Source organism: Candidatus Coxiella mudrowiae (assembly GCA_001077715.1).
GTDB classification, from domain to species: domain Bacteria; phylum Pseudomonadota; class Gammaproteobacteria; order Coxiellales; family Coxiellaceae; genus Coxiella; species Coxiella mudrowiae.
In genome coordinates this window covers 1,617,495-1,636,651 of sequence record CP011126.1, presented here as the reverse complement: position 1 = coordinate 1,636,651, position 19,157 = coordinate 1,617,495, and the positions used below count along the sequence as shown (strand labels likewise).

Genomic DNA, 19,157 nt, shown 5'->3' with positions numbered 1-19,157 from the left:
CGTAAGCCACGAATTAATTTACGTCTGAAATCATCGGGAATATTGACGATAAATAACACCTTACCTTCAGCCAATAGGGTATTCTCTTACAAGATCTGTCGGTAAATGTTTGGAATTGGTATTAATGGCAAAACCAAATAAGATTAGTTGAATTAGAGGAATATCGATAATCATAGCAAAGGTTAAAGGATCATGCTGCATTTGGACGAATTCTTTGAGAATTACGCCAGAACAAAACGGCGCCAAGAAAAATATTTATTCACTCACTGGCCTCCTTTTCCTAATTAGTTAGCATTGGTCACGCTGACATGTAAAGCACTTCCAAAGGCAGCAACTAAGTCTAAGCCGGCTTAAGGTCTTTAATTTCTCTGCTAATTTTATGAGATTTTCCTCAAAGACTTTCCATGTAGATAAATGGGAATCTTCAATAATTGAATGAGCAGTACCCTGAGCGAGTATGCGGATATAAGAAATGTAAGCGAGCCGAGTACATCGTTCAACTTCATCCATATAAATAGGTAATAACTAGCATTGTGATTCCTTGTTTCGCTAAATAATGAATATGATCGTAGAATTCTCGACGAGTTTTAGGATCAACTCCTGCGGTCGGTTCGTCTAACAGCAATAATTTGGGACCATGAATTAGTGCTGCAGAAAGAGCTAGATGTTGTTTCCAACCACCGGATAACTTTCCTGCTAATTGCTCGCTCCTATCGGCTAACCCTAATTCCTCAATACTTCGTTTCACAAGGGTTTTGCCATTTTTTATTCCATATAATCTTGCGACGAAATTTAAATTTTCTGCCACACTCAGATCTTCATAAAAACTAAAACGTTGCATCATGTATCCTGATTGTCTTTTAATTTCTGATGATTCTTTAATAACATCATAACTTAGAAATTGTCTGGAGACAGAATTGGGAACTATAGGATCCCATAACATACAAATAGTGGTCGTTTCCCCAGTCCCGTTAGGTCCTAGGAAACTAAAGATTTCTCCTTTTTTAACTTGTGTAAATAAGTGTTAATAACGGCTCTGATTCTATCAAATGATTTATTTAAATTTTTAACGTCTATGATATAAATTGGATCAGTCATGATGTTTTTCCATTCTTACATAAGTGAGGAGCTTCATTTTTAGAAATGAAAAATTCAACACGATATACTAATTTCGCTCGTAATTTCTCGCTATAGATGACTGGTGGAGTGTATTCTGCTTCTGGAGAAATATAAGTAGATTTTTGCTTGATGCATTCCACAGCTATCGCATTTAAAATCGACGACGCTACTTAATTTTAACTAGCTGAATAGGGGTCATAGTATACAAAAAATTAATTTAATATTATTTGAGGAAAGTAAAGCAGTAACAGGTTCTCCTTCAAGTACATATTCACCAACTTTAAAGAAGGTATCAAAAAATTTTCCTGCTCTAGGTGCTACACAGTCTTTTGATCAAGTTGCAAATTAATTTAATTACATTCGCCTGTGCAGCATCTAGGGAAGCCTGCTGGGCGAGAATAGCATCATGTTTTCTTTCATCTAATTAGCTTCTTCTAAATTCGCTTCGTTTTTCTTAACTAATTGCTTTTTCGCCTTATAGTCAGCAGCTGCTTGGTCGAGTTCATTTTTAGAAATGGCCTTCATTTGATAAAGCTTTTGAAAGTGAATATATGTTTGGTCTGTATAAGTCATGTCAGCAATAGCCTGTTCACGTTGAGCGATAATGCGCTCTAATATTGTCTGGCGCTCGCCCCTGATAATATTTTCAAGATTTTATTTTTGTCAGGTGAGTTCTACTTTTTCTTGTTTTAGCTTAGATTATTGGGGTTCGGAGTCAAGAATAAAGAGCGTTTGGTTGACTTTTACCTGATTGCCACGATAGATAGGCAATGATTTTAATACGCCTGAAATGCTCGAAGAAAGGTAAACAAATTTTCCTTCAATATAGCCTTGAATAAGTACAGATTTATATTTGGAGCAGCCTGCCAATAGTAATAAATAGAAAAAAAGAGATAAATTGATTGAATAAATAGCTTCCAGGCGATTTAAGATGATTTTGAATAGTAGCGAGGCTAACAATTTCGAGTTGTTCCTTAGAAAATTCTTTCGCTAATTTCGTTAAAGCTAAAGAAGGCTCTTTTTTGTGTCCAAGTGGACTGTACAGTAATTCATACCAGCTTTTCTGATCAAGTAGGAATAATAAAGAGCATTTCCATCTAACCAATATTCTTTAGTAAGTGAAAGTAAATCTTCCTTATGGAAACTGACTTTAATGCGAATGTAATTGGTGATAGGCAATTCCAAGAGGAGAATCTCATCTAAAGAATAGTGGAGGTCCTTAACATCGGTTGAAGATTCAGTTTTTTGAGCAAGGGTTTTTGAAATTTTTAGTTTTACAGAGGTGGAGGGGTAGTGCGGTTGGTTTTGTCGAATCGGCAGAAAATTCGCTAGGCGGATCCTTTATTAATGATAACCCATTAAAAGTTAATCAATAATATTCATTTCCCTGCTGAAATAAAACACCTTCACTATTGATTGAGATAACACGAGATCCATTAGCTAATCGAGTGTCAGAGGTGATTTCGAGGTAATGACCTTGGATTAAGAGGGTAGCACTATAATCTTGAGCTTGGTGGTCTAAGTAGGCTACTACCTCTTCGTCAAGAAATTGTCGTTCCAGTTTAAGCATCTGGTATTGATTAACCAGAGTGAGATATTACTTTTGATAAGAGGTAAGTTGGTCTACTTTTACATTTAAATCCGGTAAATGTTTTTGAAAGTGGGTTTGAGAGTGGTGTACTGTGAAAAGGAATGATTCGAATACCGAGTGGTTTTTGGAAATGATAAACGTTCAGATTTTCTGTTTTCATTAATTAATTCATATATTTGCCAATCTAGAAAGAGAACGACAATTATGAAAAGTATCAACGTAATTGTTTGTCTTTTATATTTTTTTATTTTATTTTCCCCATACGGAGAAGTAGATAGTTCCGTAGATAGTTCCATTGATAACTCCTGATGTTACATTTAAATTTATTTTAGTAATCATAATTGGTAAATGAATTAACACCTTCCCAATTAAGCACAGAATTGAATGGGAAAGATCTTCTAGCTTAAGGGATAGATGTGCTTGATTAATTTCATAGTGTTGTAAAAAATTATCAATATGAATTTTTTCCTGCCAGAATAATATCAAATTGATCAATTAAAGCACTTACTACTTGCTGAACTGAATAAATATCTGCTAGTTTGGAACGCGATAGTAACGAGCTAGAAATTTTAAATACTGCTGCAGTAGTGGTTAATTGGAAATAATAGTTTTGTTGTTTAGCCAAACTTATTAATTCTTTTAAATTAGGGCCATTAGAAATTAAATAGATTTCATACGTTTGTTGTTAAAAGGTAATGCTCAATATTTCCCAACCTAGAAGCATATAGAAAATTTCAATTATTCGAGTTGATTCAGCTAACTCTCTTTCTGGCGAGGGGGGTCATCAAGGATCTAGCTATAACTTCAATAATCAGAAATTTTGTGTTGAATTATTATTAAATAATGAGACTTATTTGAATGACTAAGTAAATAACTAATTCCGAAAAGTAAAGAAATAGCAGTCACGACAAATAAGAGACAAAGATTACAGACTAAAATTGTAAACGTTCTTCTTTTAATGCCAAAGGCAAGGGCAGTAATTGAAATGAAGAAGCTGAAGGTGATCGAGGAAAAAGCAGATCATTTAAAATTTTAAAACTTTTTATTAATTCCTGAGGGGCAAATACTGTGTCGTGATTGGAATTTTTCCGGATAGGAACGTTTCCAGAGAGAATAATTTGATAACTATCTAGGATCTTATAATAAAAGCACTAATTCTTGGAAAACTGTTTTTGTGAGTATAACATTATCTATGTAAACACTACTCCCGCGGATAACAACCAGCAATAGGTCTCTCTTATTGGAGAGACTTTCACAAAAAAAATAAGAGAAAATTCATAGAGGCTATCATCTTTTTTAAATAAACGTACAAAACGTCTGTGTTATTGAGATAAAAACTTCACTCGTTGCGAAATCAAATATTTTTTCATGTGACTATTTTCTGATAGGCTTAGGTCACGAATTGTGTGCCATCAGAGTGTGTTAATATCGACATTGGATTGACTGCTATTAAGAATAATGGGAGTAATTAACACGAGAGTCTCAATATTATTACTTTGCGCTCTTTTTCTGACTAATGTAGGAATACCAAAATAGCTGTCTTGATTTACTGCATCGTGTAATCGTTTGTAACCGACAATAATGAGTGTAGCATTGGAATTGATGAAACTAGTTTAATTAAAGTATTTATGTACTAGGGTTAGCACCTAGATCTCTTGAGATTGTTGATTTTTCTCTTTTCTTTTAGAATTTTCATCATTTGTATTTACCTTGTCTAATCTCTCTAAATTCGCGATCGTGCTAGAAATTTGTATATAAACTTTATTGTTTTGAATTTTAGGAAAGACGTATAATGTGAAACTGTCTGTTACGGAACCAGGAGTAATGGAGGTGGTCATAAAATTTTGACTCAGTGATTGGCGTACGCTTTCCACATAGCTAACATTCTGGGTGATACGGATAGAAGCGATTTGATTGTTCATGGTTACCAGTTCAGGCTCTGTGACTATACGAATTTTCTTTGTTAGTTGAGTACATATTAATAAGGGTTTATGCCCCATTAGGGTTTCTAATTTTAAAGCCGCCGCTTACCGAAGCTTTCCCCTTTAAAACGATCATTTTTTTTCGTTAAATTAGTAGCTTACCTAATATCGTCGACGAGATTAAAACACGTGCCTAATGCGTTGACTACTATACTAAATTCCAATTGATTCCATAATTAAATTCTTTATTTAGCTCAATTTCTAATACCTGAACTTTTTAATGGCGACTTGTAGAGATAATTGTTTATTTAATTAGGCAATGTAACGTCCAATAGCTTGCAAGTTGGCGGGATGATCTTGGACGGTGACACTTATAGTAGATTCAGATACAATCATGCAGCCTTTTGGCCATTTTAATTTATTTAACATATTTTTTAAATCTTTTCATAAGCATAATTGACTTTCCATATTACTCAATTGTTGATCATTTATTTGGCCTCGCTTATTTGGCCTAATAAAGAACCTGACACCGAATTATTATCACGGGTGCTATTTTTTCTGACTTACTAAATAATTTGATTAACCTGGCATAAAGGAAATATTGAATGTTTTTGTTTCAAAAGCAGTCTAGTGAAGATCATGATCAGCGGAAGTATAAAAAATAGTTTTTTTGTATCAGAAAGGGTCTCCAAAGAACCTTTTAGAGTGAACTGAATAATTTAAATTTACCAATCGCTGGGGTTATATATTTTTATCATAACTAACATTAACCTGGGTGTCACGCAGAAAACGGTTCATCAATAAATAGAGAGGCATATTATGAGCCTAAAAAGAAACTAATTGTTTCAGAAATTTTCGCTCTGTATCTAAAGCGACGGGTTTTGCATCCACATAATAGCCGGATTTACGAATAACAGGATGTTCAGGTTTATCGGTAATTAATTTTGTTTGTTTTATCATTTACTGAGTTTGATCGATCTGAGTGTCGCTATTATGATAGGTTTTTTAAAATCAACCTAATAAAAGTAGATTAGAAAATAGAATTAAATTTTTTAGATTTTTTCTAATTTGGGATTTCTTGGAACGATGATCAGAATATGATTACCTTAATAAAGAATTTCTTTCAACAGATAGCCTACAAGAAATTGGCTTAAAATAAAAGAAAAATCTTTATTGATAAATTGTGTTTTTCCAATACAGCAATAATCGCTTTTGTGTTTCCAGATAACTACATTCTAAACAAATTATTTCGTTAGCCATTCAATATTTTTTTAATGATCCAGGATGAAAAGTAGATTTGATTTGAGGTGAGTTTTGACATTTTAGATGTGAAATTTTAGGAATAGGTAATTGTGAATATATAAGAAAAGATGAGAAAAAAGCAACTACTCTAATTTTGTTTGGGCTAGAAAAGTTATTTGACTCTATATTAGATTCTTCGCACAAATTTTATCGGGAATCTGTATGGGATCTAAAAAAATCTGTTATTAGAAATATTTATGGGTTCATCAGGAAATAATTTATTTATTATTGCTTCTATGTAAGAATTTTTAGTTAACAAATCTTAAAAAATACTTTGATTTTTGAGAGGTAATGATTTAATTATTGTAATATCTTCTTTTAATATTTCGCGTGCATGGTCATCGTCTAAAACTTTGTCCTCAGAACTTATCCATCCGCGAGAAAAGAACTCCACAAGAAGACTATTGTGGCAATGATGAAATAATAGCATAACAGCTGTTGCTTGATCCACATAAAAATAAGAGGTCAGTGGAATAGTGCCTAAATTAATTTTTCTTTGATTGCCATAATAAGCTCCTCTCATTTTTTCTTTAGCGTAATGCAATAGAGCTTGCTCTAAAGATGTGACTTCTTCCCGTGTTATTCGATAAATTTAATTTTTGGAAAGACGCTGTTCTAATTTCTGGATATGTCTTTGGAGCGATTCCATAGCGGAAATGATTTTATTAGGGAGTACTTTACGAGTTTGTTATCCAACTAAGGTAATAGTATTAACTGCTTGAGTTGAGATCGTTCCTATGGTACTTTGGCTTTCTAATTGCGTTTGGAGTGCTCGGAGATTGAGAGCCATCGCATCAAATTCCTTTGATACGGTGCTTCCTTCCAAGGAAGCTTGAGAAATAGGGTTTGTTACAGAATCTTCCTAGGGAAAATGGTTTTCTATAACTGCTTTATGTATTTTTGAACTAAAATGATGATTTCCATTATTGTTTCTAAATAGCCTTGAGGGGTAGTGAGAGGTAGAGGTTGTCCATTTATTTTTTTTCTTAGAAGAGATGGTCAATTAATTCATATAAAAAAAAGCATGAAAATCTCGAAAATTTTGCGAAAATTTCGCAGGTTTTTACGAATAGTATCAACTGGAAGTAAATGACTATTTTGAATGGGATATTAAATTATCAAAACCGTGTATGCTATCTATTACGATCATTCCATCGTTCACCTATAAGATATCCGACACCAAACATATGGAGACTCAAAGCTGCCGTTGTCATGAAAAACTATCCCTGCATAAGATAGATGTCTATTTCTTTAATTTTTCCATTGATAAAGGAGTAACTTGAATAGATGGACTTGTATCTGAGAGAAAATAAATTGATAGACTACTCAAAGCAAGAGAAGGAATTATAAACAGAGGTATTTTGTTCCAAGTATTGTGTCTGCCTAGATTGCGAATTTTTTCAATTAATGAAGGAATAGGTCGAAATTTATGAGGTGAAGTTAGACGTGACATATGCGCGACTAATTATAATTATTATTTTAATCATGTTATTTCCTCCTTAGCCAATTAATTAATTTTTGGATCTGTCGACCCTAATAAAAACAAATATTATCAAGTATTTTCTAAATTATCACCTAAAATGCTAATTAATTTTGGAAAAGATCTATTTAATTTTATTAACTTTGAAAATTTAATAAATAATTGTTTTAAGTTTTAGTAAAATACAGTAGGGAATATAAAATACACCAATGCTTCCAGGAGAGACCGCTTGGATTAACAACGGATTTGCTATCCATATTGTATTCTGCATTGATCGTAATTCAGTAAGAACAATTTTTAGAAATTTTTTTTAAGTGTTCGTTGTAGTTTTTGTAAAAAGTACGGTGAGTATTGTGGATGTTTACTGAAATCTGGTTGCCCGATAAAAATCGGGTACGATATAAACCTAGCCTTATTCCCCTTCGGAGCTTGAGAAAAGAAATTTGATAGTGTAATGATTTCTAGAAGATCCTTACGCGCAAGTGAGATTTTTTTAGAACCAGGTTAGTCGCTGTTTTGTTTTGGATCGCAATAACCCATACCAGCAATTCTGTTGGTAGGTTGGGTGCCTGAAGTGCTTAGAAGTGCTATTTTAGCACGAATATAGCAGTTGGAACTAGTTGTGGCAAAAGTATCTGTGAGTGGGTCTTTAGTTGGGTTACTCATTGTAGCTGCATTGGGTAATTGGAAGGCAATTTGACGCGCAACAGCATAATTACGTGCTGAGTCGGAAAAGGGAATTTTTAAGGTCACCTAGAATAAAGAATTCGTTTTATTATTAATATCTACGGACCAACAAAGATGAGTTCCGTACGAACTTATATAATTTTTATTAGGAAGATAGGTTGTAATAAATTTATCACTCAGTGGGTTGAGCGGAGTACAACTAAGTAAAATGTTATTGGCAAGTAGGCCATTTGTTTTCTTGGGAACGATAAGCCATAGTTGCTTCTAAGACTTGTTGTATCTCTAAAGAAACCTTTTCAATTCAATTATTTTCTGAATTTTTGCGATAAGTAAGAATGGCAAGAGCACTTAAAATTTCCAAGATTGTAATAACAAGTAATACTTAGATTAATGTATATCCATTTTGGGTTTTTATCGTTTAATCTGCACAATAATTATAATTTCCGATAGGGCAAGTTTTATTTTCTAACTGCTAGAAAATTTGCCTTGAACTATTCAATATCCAAAACTGCTTTTTATATTTTGTTATAGGATTGAGAGGTAAGGTTTTCTAAATGAGAGTATGCGAGTTAATATTTACTTCTGTTACATTAAGCTCCTTTTTATATCAATTTAATGTAGTAACTGACAGCCTTGGATCAAATTGGGTATCTATTTCAAAAAAAAATAGATTCTCTTTTGATTATCAAGTTTCTGGCTATCAACAATCTGTGCTGTATATTGACTAACCAATGGTTTTGGGCTTGATAAAAAAGCAAACCTAAATCCGAAATGGAGTAGTTACTTTTGTCTTCAGGAAAATGGTCGTCTTTTTAACAACCGATAAGGTAAAAATAACGATGTGGGTTTGGTAAATAATGCTAAGTTTACTATTAATTTCTGCGATGATTATTTTCTGGTTATATTTTTGATAGTAATTAATAATTAAAAATGAGTATCCAAATAATTATTAATACCAATAAGATTTCTAGAAATGTAAAGCCTCTAGCATGCGAATGAGAAAAAATTAGTTGCGTTTAAGAAAATGTATACCTAAAATTCTGTACTTGCTAGGAAGATCTGAATAAATTATTTCTGAGTGCTTCACAATTTTTAGAATTAGGTAACGTAAAGGTAATAATGGCTTTATTTTTGTTGCTGGATTCAGGTGCGAGAAAAAAGGGATCGTTCCATAAATCATTAACAGAAACAGAAGAAGAGCTATCGGTCTAATCCCGGAAAGTTTTTTAACTGTCCTGATTCATAGAGAGCTTGAATACTTAGACCTTCGAAGCTGGTTCAAAGGTTTTTCCAGCTTTCAGCAGGAGAAATAAGACCAGAAACCTGACTAATGGTCGTATTCATTTTATTGTTAGTTGTACTAGAAAAAAATATCGAGTTCCAATAATGAGAATAATAGCAATAATAGAGAGACAACATGATTTCTAATAAACTAATATCTATTTGCTTGCTGATAGATCTAAAAGATTTTTCTATTGGAATTCTCTGTTAATAGACTGAATATGATTTTAAATTTATTTTTTATTTTTTCAATATAATTAATATTTTTAGTTTAATTAATAACTTTTTTATTTTTTTATGCAGAAATAAATATCTGAAATAAATAAATTTTAGGTTCCTAGAGTGCTACCAAATAGTATAGATTACTATAATTAATATGACAGCAATAAAGGCTCCTAATATTAATAGTAAACTTCCAAAAATTTTCCTGGTTCTAACTATTAATTTATAATTTCTTTCTCTAGCTTACTCTCCCACACGGGTGAGCGCTTGTTTGAATCCTTTTCTTTTGGCAAATACCAATAAACGCACAAAATCATTAGAGCGAATTAAACGGGTGTCTAAATACATCTGCAATATTGTCAGTTCCATTTCTTAGGCGGAGTTCCATCATAAGTAAATGCCAAGCAAGATAGGGAGAAGTATCTCGCTGTAAAATGTGGAGTGCTTTAGGTCTCCATAAGACGAGCAGCAATACTGTTGTGATATAGCGATATTAAAGGGAAATTATCGATCACGTATCTTAATTCGCCAGTCAAATTAGAAAATAATTTAAAAAATTAATAAAATAACAGAAAGTATGCCGAGAATGATCAATACTCACCAATTTTCAATAAATTCAGCTAAATGAAAAAGAGTTTGCCCAATATCAGGCCATTGTGCAATCGGTTTGATCTTGGCGAAATTGAGTAAAACGGAATTTTTGATAAAAACAGTCACACTGAAAGCCAATATAACAATAGCAAGAGGATACGGGATGGCATTTATTATCTCGCTAATGGTTCTGTTTTTCAAGACAGAAATTTAACAGCTGAATTGATGGAAGTAGATAATGTACTACTATTTTCTCAAGCGCGAATAATTTCAACAATAGCTTGTTGAAACCAATTTTGCATACTCTCAGCCAGGTCTTTTCTTTGAGCCAGCCTGGCAGAAATATCGATAGTTACTTCTTGGATAATGCCGGTTGACACTTGATAAATTGTTTATATCGCATGGATTAATAGGGATTCCATCATGGATTAATGAAGAGAGATCTTCTAAAAATGTTTTCTGCTGTTTACGAGTAAATTGCAGTTTATTCCGAAAATGTCAAATTTTTAATATTATTAAATATTAATTAAATGTTTTTGCTTTGATTTGTGAGTGAATTTCACGAATAATATTTTCTCCATCCAGTGGGTCGCAGCGGCTATGTTTAACTAATGTTGACAAATGTTCTTGATAAGGTTGCTATCTGTTGGTCTCTAAATAAGTTCACTAGTATAACACATCAATATTTTAATATATTGGCGGCCGATTTCGTCTACCTATATAATTTCTGCAATGACTGTTCGTCGAGTGTTCGTCTATGAATACCACGTCCGTGACAAGTATTGCAGCCCACACGAGCTTTAAGTACATAAAAATCTTAACTAAAAACCATTTTCCATCGAGTAAGGTGTTTTTGATGAGAAGCCGATTTGCTTAAAAAAGTTGTACATTGGGAACACAATAGCGGTACGAGCCTTTGGCAAATTAAGCAAATTAGTAAATTGGGGCTGGAGAGAAGAGAAGGAGAAAGACTAAAATCGGTAAGCCAAGTAATTATGTTCGGGGGAAGTATTCGTGTGAACTATATCAAAAAATTAAGTGACCAATAATGGCAGAGCGAATCATCATATTTGCCATATCTTCATCCCGTATTTCACCAAGAACAATGACATCGGGGTCCATGCGTAGTACTGTGCGAGTCATACTGGTAAAACTTCGATTGTAATGTTCAATATTAATAGAAACTTGAGTAGCTAGAGTAATTATTTTTTTCTACAGGATCTTAGATCTTCGATAGTGAAAATTTTTCTCTGATTGATTATCCACAAGGTTCATACAACTTGCAAGCGTTGTTTTTTTCCAAGCGCCCGTAGGTCTCGCAATAATAACCCGCGCTATAGGGCATACGCACTGCTTTACTTAGCATTTTAATTTATATTTTAATTTTTTTAGCAAGATAGCCGAGAGATTAGAGGTTTTCAATTTTTTCATCATCCATGGTTAATATCCGCATGGTGACGTCAAAGCCTTGATGCGCTGGCAAACTTGACAGACGCATATGTGAATTTCCCTCTATCCAATTTGGAGCAGCATGGAAGCATTTTGTGGAATAAGGGGATTAAAATTGGTTACGGCATGATCGGTCTCCTTGTTAAAGGCGATAGAGGCGATTTCACGACCAAGCTTTGGACAACTACTCTGGATGAAGAAATAATTCGCCGTGCTTTCAGAAGCGAATTCTGGCAATGTTTTTTTGAACTTCGATGTGAATTCGCTGGCTTCTAATGCTAATGCTTCTTTTACCAGGAGTCGTAGACGTTGTTGCTGAGAACTGACGGGAGAGATAGTTATATATTGGTTTTCTTTTCAGAAAAATCTTCCGCATTTTAGAATAAAATACGAATTAAGCTGCTTGAGGCAGGATAAACTTGGCCGCAAATGAGTCTTAATCATTACGATCTTACATTGCAATTTTACAGTTTTGTACCAGGCGCGAGTTTGGATGACTAGTGAGGATGGTGCCACTTTCTAACACCACAATATGTTTTTGTTCACGGCAACATTGTTAACATTTCGGGAGTGGCTCGGTCTTTGGGGTCAAGGTCAGCTTGATTTTCTAAAATTTTTATGTTAGTAGCGGAAACAGACTGTTTGAGAAATTGATACTCTTGTTCTTGTTCCATTTAAATTTCATCTAGTTTTAATTGAGCATAATATTTTGTGTTTGACGACTGGCTCAAGGAATTTTCACATGCTTCCTCAATTTCGGCTGCGATTAAATTAGGAAAAGCAAGCTTGCAATAAAATACCAATTGCTTTTCGATCTTCCTCATTGATATGTAAGTGTAAAAAAATTAGAATAGCTGATTATACTATAACATGGATCACTTAATTGTTGAGCAGGATTTCTTTTTGATTAGTTAGTTTTAATTTAATTGAAAGAATTTCTTGTAATTCTTTTCATTTCTTAAAATCATCATGCTTAACAGTATTAATCGATCTTTGTAGCGCCAATCGAATAGATCCGTGCCAAGAATGTACAGCAGAAAGTAATTTCTTTAAATCTTGCCGTAGCAGCCGACCGCGCTGATTTTGTCCATGCTAGATCGCGTATAAAATAAGATTAACATTCAGTGTATTCTATAATTCTAGTTGGTTCAAAGCTGCTTTAGTAAGGGGCTGCGCTGTCAATTGTTCTACAAATGTTACGAAGGGATGATCAGCAAAATTAATATTCATAAATAATCGCTCTAAGTGAAATTAAGAATTAACTTCTTACATATGCTCTTGGAAATTATCCAAGATAGAATTATAAAATGCTATATTTTGTTCCTGCTATTTGCGAATCGTGTTTTGTAAAGTAATTTTTTGTAACTTGCGCTGCTCTTCCGACCCAAAAGTAGCAATTACTTTATTGCAATGGGCTAATTTTTCTTTAATTTCTTCTGTAAGTTGATTGTGCGGCAAGGTCAACAATTGAATAGCTTGAACCAAGGCTCGCGAGGCTTTTTGTGAACGATGAATGACGTGATTGTTCTCAATTTCGTAATTTTCTAAAAATTCTCTTAAATGTTGCAAAAAATGTCCCACTTCCGAATAGGAATAATAACTTGCACTACCACGCACTACCACTATCTAGATTTCTTTCAATATCCTCTACAATACTGAGAGTAACGCTGGGTAACAGTACAGTATCTTAATTACCTTAAAGATAATATGAATTATAAATTCTAAAACAAATACTATATTTAGGAAGAGGGGAAGTAGTTCAGTTGTGAGAAAGAGAGAAAATATAAAAATCAATAGGTTACTTTTGATTCCTTTAAGTCTCTTAATCTTAGCCAACAGTTGCTTGTGGGAACCCAAGAGCCCGTTAACGTCTCCAGTCCTGATCATAATTATGCCAACGGGCTGCCTATTTATGGTGTACATCTTTGTGCCTATCCTGAATTTGAATTCGTGCCTGTAAAGCCAGGAGATACATGGTCACAATTGTTTCCCAATGAGCGTGGAGCGTGGAAATGGTTAAGCGCCTTAACCGAACTAATACTTTCTTAAGTTCTCGTAGTTGGATCGTAGTCCCCACTAACTTATCAGAAATAAACTATTTAGATTTGTCGCCGTTTCCAGCTACTATCAAGTGAACTAATAAAAAACTAGTGATAGTAAATTTAGGCCTTCAGGCTTATAGCGCTTACGATAAGGACGTGTATTTGGTTCATTGGGGATTCGTTTCAGGCGGAAAGGACTGGTATTCGGATATCGGACGAGTTTGTAATACCCCTACCGGGACCTTCCAAATTTTTCGTAAAGGAGGAGCTGACTGTATTTCTATCCAATACCTTATTGAAACGGAAAGGGAGGGAGCACCTATGCCCTACTGTATGCCCTACTGTATGTTTTATTTTCGAGGATACTCGCTTCATGGCCTCTACCTTGCGAGGTTTTCACGTGAGCCATGGTTACATTCGCCTTTTTTCGAAGGATGCAGAATGGTTGAATAAGCATTTTTTAGACATCGGAACCGAAATTATTGTGACTCGCTAGTGTTGTTTTGTTAGCTAGATATCCCAAGTTACAGCAAAAGTGGTGCTGTGATGTCACAGTGCCTCTCATGCGTAAGCGTGGATTCTCATTCTTTTTCTTGACTGCGGAGGCAACATCTTCTAGTGTTGGGTCATGAATCTATAATTCTCTTGGCACCGGCAAAATGAAATCCCCCCAACGCCATCAGACTATGAACAGGATTAGTTAATAATGTATTCCGGCTCCTTAACGCAACGTTTGCGTCACTTCACCTCAGGCCGCATTCAAGATCGACTCATTCGTGATGTGTTTGAAATGTCCCAAGAAGAAGAACGGACTGTTTTTGAAAATACTTTTCCCGGCATTATGCGAATTCGTGAAATTGATTGGCGGTATCAAAATGATTTGTGGGTTGCCGTGCGAGTAGTAATTCCCTTGGCAACCATGTAGGCGAAAGGAAGACAATTAAAATATATTGGTGAGCGATCTTTGGGCGATATATTGTTTTCTGATCCTTAATCTTATCGCAGCGATTTTGAATTTGCCCAAATCAAGAAGAATCATATTTACTATCAGCGAATTAGCTCAGCTGCCACTAATGAAAGAGCGGCAATTTGGGCTCGACGTTCGTTATTTTATTTTAGTGGAAGTCCTTTGCTCGTAAGTGAAATATTTTTGCCAACTTTATTTTCTAATGTGTCAATTGATAATGATTAATTTGCGCCGACAACTGTCTCATTATTTTTATTTGATGCGTTTTGATAAACCTATCGGGATTTTTTTATTACTGTGGCCCACATTATGGGCGCTATGGATTGCTACCCATGGTCATCCCCCGTTAAAGCTAGCAAGTGTTTTTATTTTCGGCGTCGTTATCATGCGTGCCGCAGGGTGCGTAATCAATGACTTTGCGGATCGCAATATCGATAAACATATCCGCCGTACTCAAGATCGACCGCTGACTATCAGAGTCGTGAGTCTTCTGGAGGCAATAGGGTTATTTATTTTTTTATGTTTTATTGCGTTCGGTTTAGTTTTGCTATTAAATCGTCCGACGCTTGAATTAGGGATTTTAGGAATTTTGCTTGTTGTTATTTATCCTTTCTTGAAACGATTTACTCATCTGCCCCAATTATGGTTAGGCGTGTCATTTGCTTGGAGTATCCCGATGGTTTTTGTTGCTCAACAAGGGAACGTCCCTGCAATTGCTTGGTTGTTGTTTCTTCAGGCTGTGGTATGGCCCATTGCTTATGATACACAATACGCAATGGCGGATCGGGAAGATGATCTTAAAGTGGGTGTAAAATCAACTGCTATTTTATTTGGAAATTATGATCGAATCATTATCGCACTCTTACAAATAGGTATGTTGATTATGCTTAGTATCTTGGGTTGGTATTTAAGCTTTAATTATTTATTTTATTTAGGATTGGTGGCAGCTTTTGGATTAATGATTTACCAGCATGTTTTAATCCGAGGGCGAGAGCCAAAGCGATGTCTTGAGGCCTTTCGCAATAATAATTGGGTGGGGTTTTTTATTTTTCTGGGTATTTTTCTCACTTACGTGCGATAATTGATTAATTTATTCCCATTATACGGTAAGGTTTGCTAGGCTGTGCGGATTTATAGGATAATGGGGTGGGTTGGTGATGATTATAATGGGGACGGTACCTCGCGAGAACTATTAGACAATCTTATGAAAAGAAAACTCATTGACTTCACTGCGGCTCTTCTTTCTTTAATTATGCCGTCGCTCTATGCAGATAATCTTATTCAAGTTTATTGCCAAGCAGTAGAGAGAGATCCCACTTTTTTAAAAGCACACGCGGGCTGGTTATCGGCCCAGCAAGATTTACCCATTGCAATGTCAGGAACCGGTGCGCCGGGCTCCGGTTTATTCCCTTATGTGACGATCACTGGGTCACTTACACGAACTCATCAGAGAATTAGTGTGCGTCCTCCTAATAGTGCGAGTGGGTATTTTAACCAAAATGGTTATTTGGTGACCTTAACCCAGCCGATATTTAATTATGCCACTTGGAAATTGATCAGCCGTGCTCATTTTACGGTAAAAGCGGCGACAACCACATACATAGCCGCTGCTCAAGATTTAATGTTTCGGACAGCTCAAGCCTATTTTAATGTATTGAATGCTTATGACCAATTGCAATTCACACTCGCTCAAAAAGAATCTTTTCTTCATCAGCTGATAACCGCGGAAGAGAAATTTAAAGTCGGTTTAATCGCCATTACCGGAGTTTATGATGCCCAAGCTAGCTACGATCAAGCAGTGGCTCAAGAAATTCAGGATCGCAACAATTTAGCTAATCAACTTGAAAATTTACGTGCCATCACGGGAAGGGAATATAGATCTCTGGCTGGGTTGAAAAAAATAATCCCATTGGTAATACCCTATCCCAGGAATATTAATGCGTGGACAATAATTGCTGAGCGACAAAGTTATTCTATCCAATCAGTGTTGTATACCATGCTGGCGCAGCGGGAGTTGGTCAAACAAACTGCCATGGGTTGGTATCCAACCTTAACTGGTGTTATCACGCATGGGACCAAGCAACAAGGTTCCCCCCCCAGTCTTAGTGGGTCTACAGCCGCTGATGAAGCTGGTTTTATAAATACGACTACAACGAGCACGAGTGGTGGGCTTAATTTAAATTTCCCTATTTTTCAAGGTGGATATGTGATCCATTCTACTCGGCAGGAAGAATATAATTATCTCTCTGCTAGCCAACAACTGAACCTTACCCATCGGCAGGTGATACAGCAAACCCGCCAGGCTTATCTTGGTGTGGATTCTGGTATTAGCAAAATTAAAGCGGATCAACAGGCTATTGTTTCTGCCCAAAATAAAGTAGAAGCTACTCAAGCCGGCTATGTGGTAGGAACACGCACGATGGTGAATGTGTTGGATGCTGTAACGAATTTATATCAAGCTCAACAACAATGGGCTAGCGATCGTTATACGTATATCATCAATATTATTATTTTAAAACAACAGGCTGGAACTCTATGTCCTCAAGATTTGCTGGAGATCAATTCCTGGCTAGGGAAATCCGTAAAATTTGACGTGAATAAACCTGTTACTGTAAGTAAATATGCTACCAAACTACCTGCCTTGCCCAACAATAACTTAAATAATGTAAGGGAGGCAGGTTTGTCCCCCGCTCGAGGCGGAAAATCTACCAGACTGCAACATACTACGTTGGGGACCCCTTTAGGCGGAACGAGCTCAACCCCTTCCGTTTCCTCATAACAATCGACGCCAGGTTGTCGCAATTACTCCAAAAGGACACCATTTCGTAAGGACACCATTTCGTAGTGCAATTATTCGCCTCTCGTAAAAAAGTCTGACGCAGAGAGCTCTAGGAAAAAGCACACAAAGCACACACCGTTCAAACTTAAGATTGTTTATCAGAAAGGCTGGTACAAAGTAATATAAAGAAAAGAAAAGCCCTAGGTGTCGGCTGTGTCGGGCCCTTCATTAACGTTAGCTACGATGAGTAATCTGGCAATTACTGAAACACAGCTGCCTGTGACGAAATGATAGAGCTTTTGATGCCCTATTGAGGGTGAGGGTGTTAAACGAAGGGTTCAATGAAAGGTAGCTGTAGCTCGGGAAGGCTTGTTACCTTTCAGGTGTCCTCTAGTTAATTCAGTATCGATCCATTGTATATGCTGATCAAGTGCTCCCGTGTTAGTGGTACTGACTTGGTAGGCTCGTTTTCCAAGATTTTTTCTTTCTTGTGGATTATTAAACAATCGCGCTACATTGGTAAAAAGGTTTTTGCTATCAGAAACAATTATCAGTGCATTAGCAGTTTTTAGTAAATGACTTATTGCCACGAAATTTTGCAAATTAGGCCCGCTAATAATGGGAAGACGAACCGCAGCGGGCTCAATTAAATTATGTCCCCCTATTGGAACTAAGCTGCCGCCTACAAAAGCCACATCGCTCGCCGCATAAAGCAAGCGCAACTCACCCATTGTATCGCCGAGTAAAATGTCTGTGTGGGAATGGGGGATTCTATTTAAACTGCGCTTAGCGATCGAAAAACCAGTGGATTCACAAAGACGAGCCACCTTATCAAATCGATCAGGGTGACGAGGAACTAAAATTAAAAGAGCATCCTGAAATTGATGGCGTAATTGGCGAAAGGCCTCAAGAATGATAATCTCTTCCCCTTCATGAGTGCTGGCAGCAATTAAGGTCGGACGAAGTCCCCAATTTCTCCGTAAACTTTTTCCTTCATCGATTAAGGATTCGGGTAAGTGTAAATCAAATTTTATATTGCCGGTAACGAGTAAACGATTGGAGGGTAATCCAAGCTGGAGAAAGCGCTTGCCGTCGAGATCACTTTGTGCTGCAACGCACGTGATCTGTGAGAGCATTTTTCGAGTAACTTGAGCAATGCGCCGATAATTATGCATAGAACGTTCAGATAAGCGAGCATTCGCTAGGAGGATGGGGATTCTTTTTCGATGCGAATAATACAGTACATTAGGCCAAAGTTCGGTTTCCATGATAATCGCCAATTGCGGATGAATGCGGTTTAAAAATCGATTAACGGGGCCTGGTAGATCATAGAGAAAATATACGTGGCGAATTTGATCTCCAAAATTTTTATAAACTTGTTCGGAACCGGTAGGGGTAGTGGTAGTAACTACCAAAGTATATTGCGGATAACCTTCCAACAAAGCTTTAATGAGCGGAATAGCAGCAATAACTTCTCCCACTGAAACAGCATGAAGCCAGAGAGATTTTTCATTCAAATTCAGAGCAGCGATGTATCCAAAACGTTCTAAAAGACGATAGCGATAACCTTTAACTTTGCAGGACCGCCATAACATTCGAAGCAAGACAAAAGGAAAAGCTGCATAAAACAACAAAGTATACAGATAACGCATAAGCTTAGTACAATCCACTTATCATTTACCCACTGCTTAGAAACAGTGGTATCAAGAAACTAAGCACAATAAC

The 19,157-nt window shown here is 35.8% G+C and carries 21 protein-coding genes; 6 read left to right on the top strand and 15 right to left on the bottom strand.

Annotation, left to right across the window (positions count from 1 at the left end; genetic code table 11):
* Positions 1-66 precede the first annotated feature (66 nt).
* The 14 genes from CleRt_RS13620 to CleRt_RS07595 all read right to left on the bottom strand — a co-directional run bounded on the left by CleRt_RS13620 (position 67) and on the right by CleRt_RS07595 (position 13,267).
* Positions 67-201, bottom strand: coding sequence for a hypothetical protein (locus tag CleRt_RS13620; RefSeq protein ID WP_306686699.1), 135 nt, complete (start codon positions 199-201; stop codon positions 67-69).
* A gap of 301 nt (positions 202-502) precedes the next feature.
* Positions 503-994 (bottom strand): ATP-binding cassette domain-containing protein, encoded by a 492-nt coding sequence (locus CleRt_RS12640; protein ID WP_235379231.1) that lies wholly within the window; start codon positions 992-994, stop codon positions 503-505.
* Positions 995-1,539: 545 nt separating this feature from the next.
* Positions 1,540-1,692, bottom strand: coding sequence for a hypothetical protein (locus CleRt_RS10415; protein WP_157870912.1), 153 nt, complete (start codon positions 1,690-1,692; stop codon positions 1,540-1,542).
* Positions 1,693-2,488: 796 nt separating this feature from the next.
* On the bottom strand, positions 2,489-2,689 hold the full coding sequence (locus CleRt_RS07635; protein WP_048875672.1) for a hypothetical protein: 201 nt from the start codon (positions 2,687-2,689) through the stop codon (positions 2,489-2,491).
* 1,667 nt (positions 2,690-4,356) lie between these two features.
* Positions 4,357-4,710 carry a secretin GspD/PilQ domain-containing protein gene (locus CleRt_RS07630; protein ID WP_048875671.1) on the bottom strand — a complete coding sequence of 118 codons (354 nt, stop codon included), beginning with the start codon at positions 4,708-4,710 and terminating at the stop codon, positions 4,357-4,359.
* A gap of 747 nt (positions 4,711-5,457) precedes the next feature.
* A complete protein-coding gene (locus tag CleRt_RS13615) occupies positions 5,458-5,592 on the bottom strand; it encodes a hypothetical protein (RefSeq protein ID WP_306686698.1) in 135 nt (44 codons plus the stop codon).
* Positions 5,593-6,196: 604 nt separating this feature from the next.
* A complete protein-coding gene (locus tag CleRt_RS07625; RefSeq protein ID WP_048875670.1) occupies positions 6,197-6,478 on the bottom strand; it encodes a hypothetical protein in 282 nt (93 codons plus the stop codon).
* A gap of 1,440 nt (positions 6,479-7,918) precedes the next feature.
* Entirely contained in the window at positions 7,919-8,167 is a 249-nt protein-coding gene (locus tag CleRt_RS07620) for a hypothetical protein (protein ID WP_048875669.1), read from the bottom strand.
* Positions 8,168-9,018: 851 nt separating this feature from the next.
* On the bottom strand, positions 9,019-9,108 hold the full coding sequence (locus CleRt_RS14365) for a prepilin-type N-terminal cleavage/methylation domain-containing protein (protein WP_082160513.1): 90 nt from the start codon (positions 9,106-9,108) through the stop codon (positions 9,019-9,021).
* 1,093 nt (positions 9,109-10,201) lie between these two features.
* Entirely contained in the window at positions 10,202-10,396 is a 195-nt protein-coding gene (locus CleRt_RS07615) for a hypothetical protein (RefSeq protein WP_048875668.1), read from the bottom strand.
* 53 nt (positions 10,397-10,449) lie between these two features.
* Positions 10,450-10,575 (bottom strand): hypothetical protein, encoded by a 126-nt coding sequence (locus CleRt_RS13610; protein WP_306686697.1) that lies wholly within the window; start codon positions 10,573-10,575, stop codon positions 10,450-10,452.
* A 646-nt stretch (positions 10,576-11,221) separates the two neighbouring features.
* Positions 11,222-11,374, bottom strand: coding sequence for an ATPase, T2SS/T4P/T4SS family (locus CleRt_RS09445; RefSeq protein WP_306686871.1), 153 nt, complete (start codon positions 11,372-11,374; stop codon positions 11,222-11,224).
* A gap of 812 nt (positions 11,375-12,186) precedes the next feature.
* Positions 12,187-12,318 carry a hypothetical protein gene (locus tag CleRt_RS13605; RefSeq protein WP_306686696.1) on the bottom strand — a complete coding sequence of 44 codons (132 nt, stop codon included), beginning with the start codon at positions 12,316-12,318 and terminating at the stop codon, positions 12,187-12,189.
* A gap of 652 nt (positions 12,319-12,970) precedes the next feature.
* Positions 12,971-13,267, bottom strand: a complete 297-nt coding sequence (locus CleRt_RS07595; RefSeq protein ID WP_053097947.1) for a hypothetical protein — start codon at positions 13,265-13,267, stop codon at positions 12,971-12,973.
* Positions 13,268-13,489: 222 nt separating this feature from the next.
* Between CleRt_RS07595 and CleRt_RS08490 the strand changes: the two genes are divergently transcribed.
* From CleRt_RS08490 to CleRt_RS07575, 6 genes are all read left to right on the top strand, one after another.
* A complete protein-coding gene (locus tag CleRt_RS08490) occupies positions 13,490-13,693 on the top strand; it encodes a hypothetical protein (protein WP_053097944.1) in 204 nt (67 codons plus the stop codon).
* 101 nt (positions 13,694-13,794) lie between these two features.
* Complete coding sequence (locus CleRt_RS10405; RefSeq protein WP_157870907.1) at positions 13,795-14,139, top strand: L,D-transpeptidase; 345 nt, start codon at positions 13,795-13,797, stop codon at positions 14,137-14,139.
* Between the two features lie 253 nt (positions 14,140-14,392).
* Positions 14,393-14,611 carry a hypothetical protein gene (locus CleRt_RS07585; protein WP_048875665.1) on the top strand — a complete coding sequence of 73 codons (219 nt, stop codon included), beginning with the start codon at positions 14,393-14,395 and terminating at the stop codon, positions 14,609-14,611.
* A gap of 99 nt (positions 14,612-14,710) precedes the next feature.
* The gene (locus tag CleRt_RS14360) at positions 14,711-14,878 is read left to right on the top strand and encodes a chorismate lyase (RefSeq protein WP_082160512.1); all 168 of its coding nucleotides are present in this window, start codon (positions 14,711-14,713) and stop codon (positions 14,876-14,878) included.
* The gene (gene ubiA / locus CleRt_RS07580; protein WP_048875833.1) at positions 14,871-15,734 is read left to right on the top strand and encodes a 4-hydroxybenzoate octaprenyltransferase; all 864 of its coding nucleotides are present in this window, start codon (positions 14,871-14,873) and stop codon (positions 15,732-15,734) included. The genes CleRt_RS14360 and ubiA overlap by 8 nt, the downstream gene beginning before the upstream one ends.
* A 60-nt stretch (positions 15,735-15,794) precedes the next feature.
* On the top strand, positions 15,795-17,432 hold the full coding sequence (locus CleRt_RS07575; protein ID WP_053097942.1) for a TolC family outer membrane protein: 1,638 nt from the start codon (positions 15,795-15,797) through the stop codon (positions 17,430-17,432).
* 338 nt (positions 17,433-17,770) lie between these two features.
* On the opposite strand, the gene waaA is transcribed toward CleRt_RS07575, so the two are convergent.
* Positions 17,771-19,102 (bottom strand): lipid IV(A) 3-deoxy-D-manno-octulosonic acid transferase, encoded by a 1,332-nt coding sequence (gene waaA / locus CleRt_RS07570; protein WP_235379026.1) that lies wholly within the window; start codon positions 19,100-19,102, stop codon positions 17,771-17,773.
* Between the last annotated feature and the right edge of the window lie 55 nt (positions 19,103-19,157).

What these genes read in the sequence shown, in the direction of transcription:
- CleRt_RS13620 (WP_306686699.1), bottom strand. Translation starts at nt 201, where the DNA reads ATGCAGCATGATCCTTTAACCTTTGCTATGATTATCGATATTCCTCTA.
- CleRt_RS10415 (WP_157870912.1), bottom strand. Translation starts at nt 1,692, where the DNA reads ATGACTTATACAGACCAAACATATATTCACTTTCAAAAGCTTTATCAA.
- CleRt_RS07635 (WP_048875672.1), bottom strand. Translation starts at nt 2,689, where the DNA reads ATGCTTAAACTGGAACGACAATTTCTTGACGAAGAGGTAGTAGCCTAC.
- CleRt_RS07630 (WP_048875671.1), bottom strand. Translation starts at nt 4,710, where the DNA reads ATGGGGCATAAACCCTTATTAATATGTACTCAACTAACAAAGAAAATT.
- CleRt_RS13615 (WP_306686698.1), bottom strand. Translation starts at nt 5,592, where the DNA reads ATGATAAAACAAACAAAATTAATTACCGATAAACCTGAACATCCTGTT.
- CleRt_RS13605 (WP_306686696.1), bottom strand. Translation starts at nt 12,318, where the DNA reads ATGGAACAAGAACAAGAGTATCAATTTCTCAAACAGTCTGTTTCCGCT.
- CleRt_RS07585 (WP_048875665.1), top strand. Translation starts at nt 14,393, where the DNA reads ATGTATTCCGGCTCCTTAACGCAACGTTTGCGTCACTTCACCTCAGGC.
- ubiA (WP_048875833.1), top strand. Translation starts at nt 14,871, where the DNA reads ATGATTAATTTGCGCCGACAACTGTCTCATTATTTTTATTTGATGCGT.
- CleRt_RS07575 (WP_053097942.1), top strand. Translation starts at nt 15,795, where the DNA reads ATGGGGTGGGTTGGTGATGATTATAATGGGGACGGTACCTCGCGAGAA.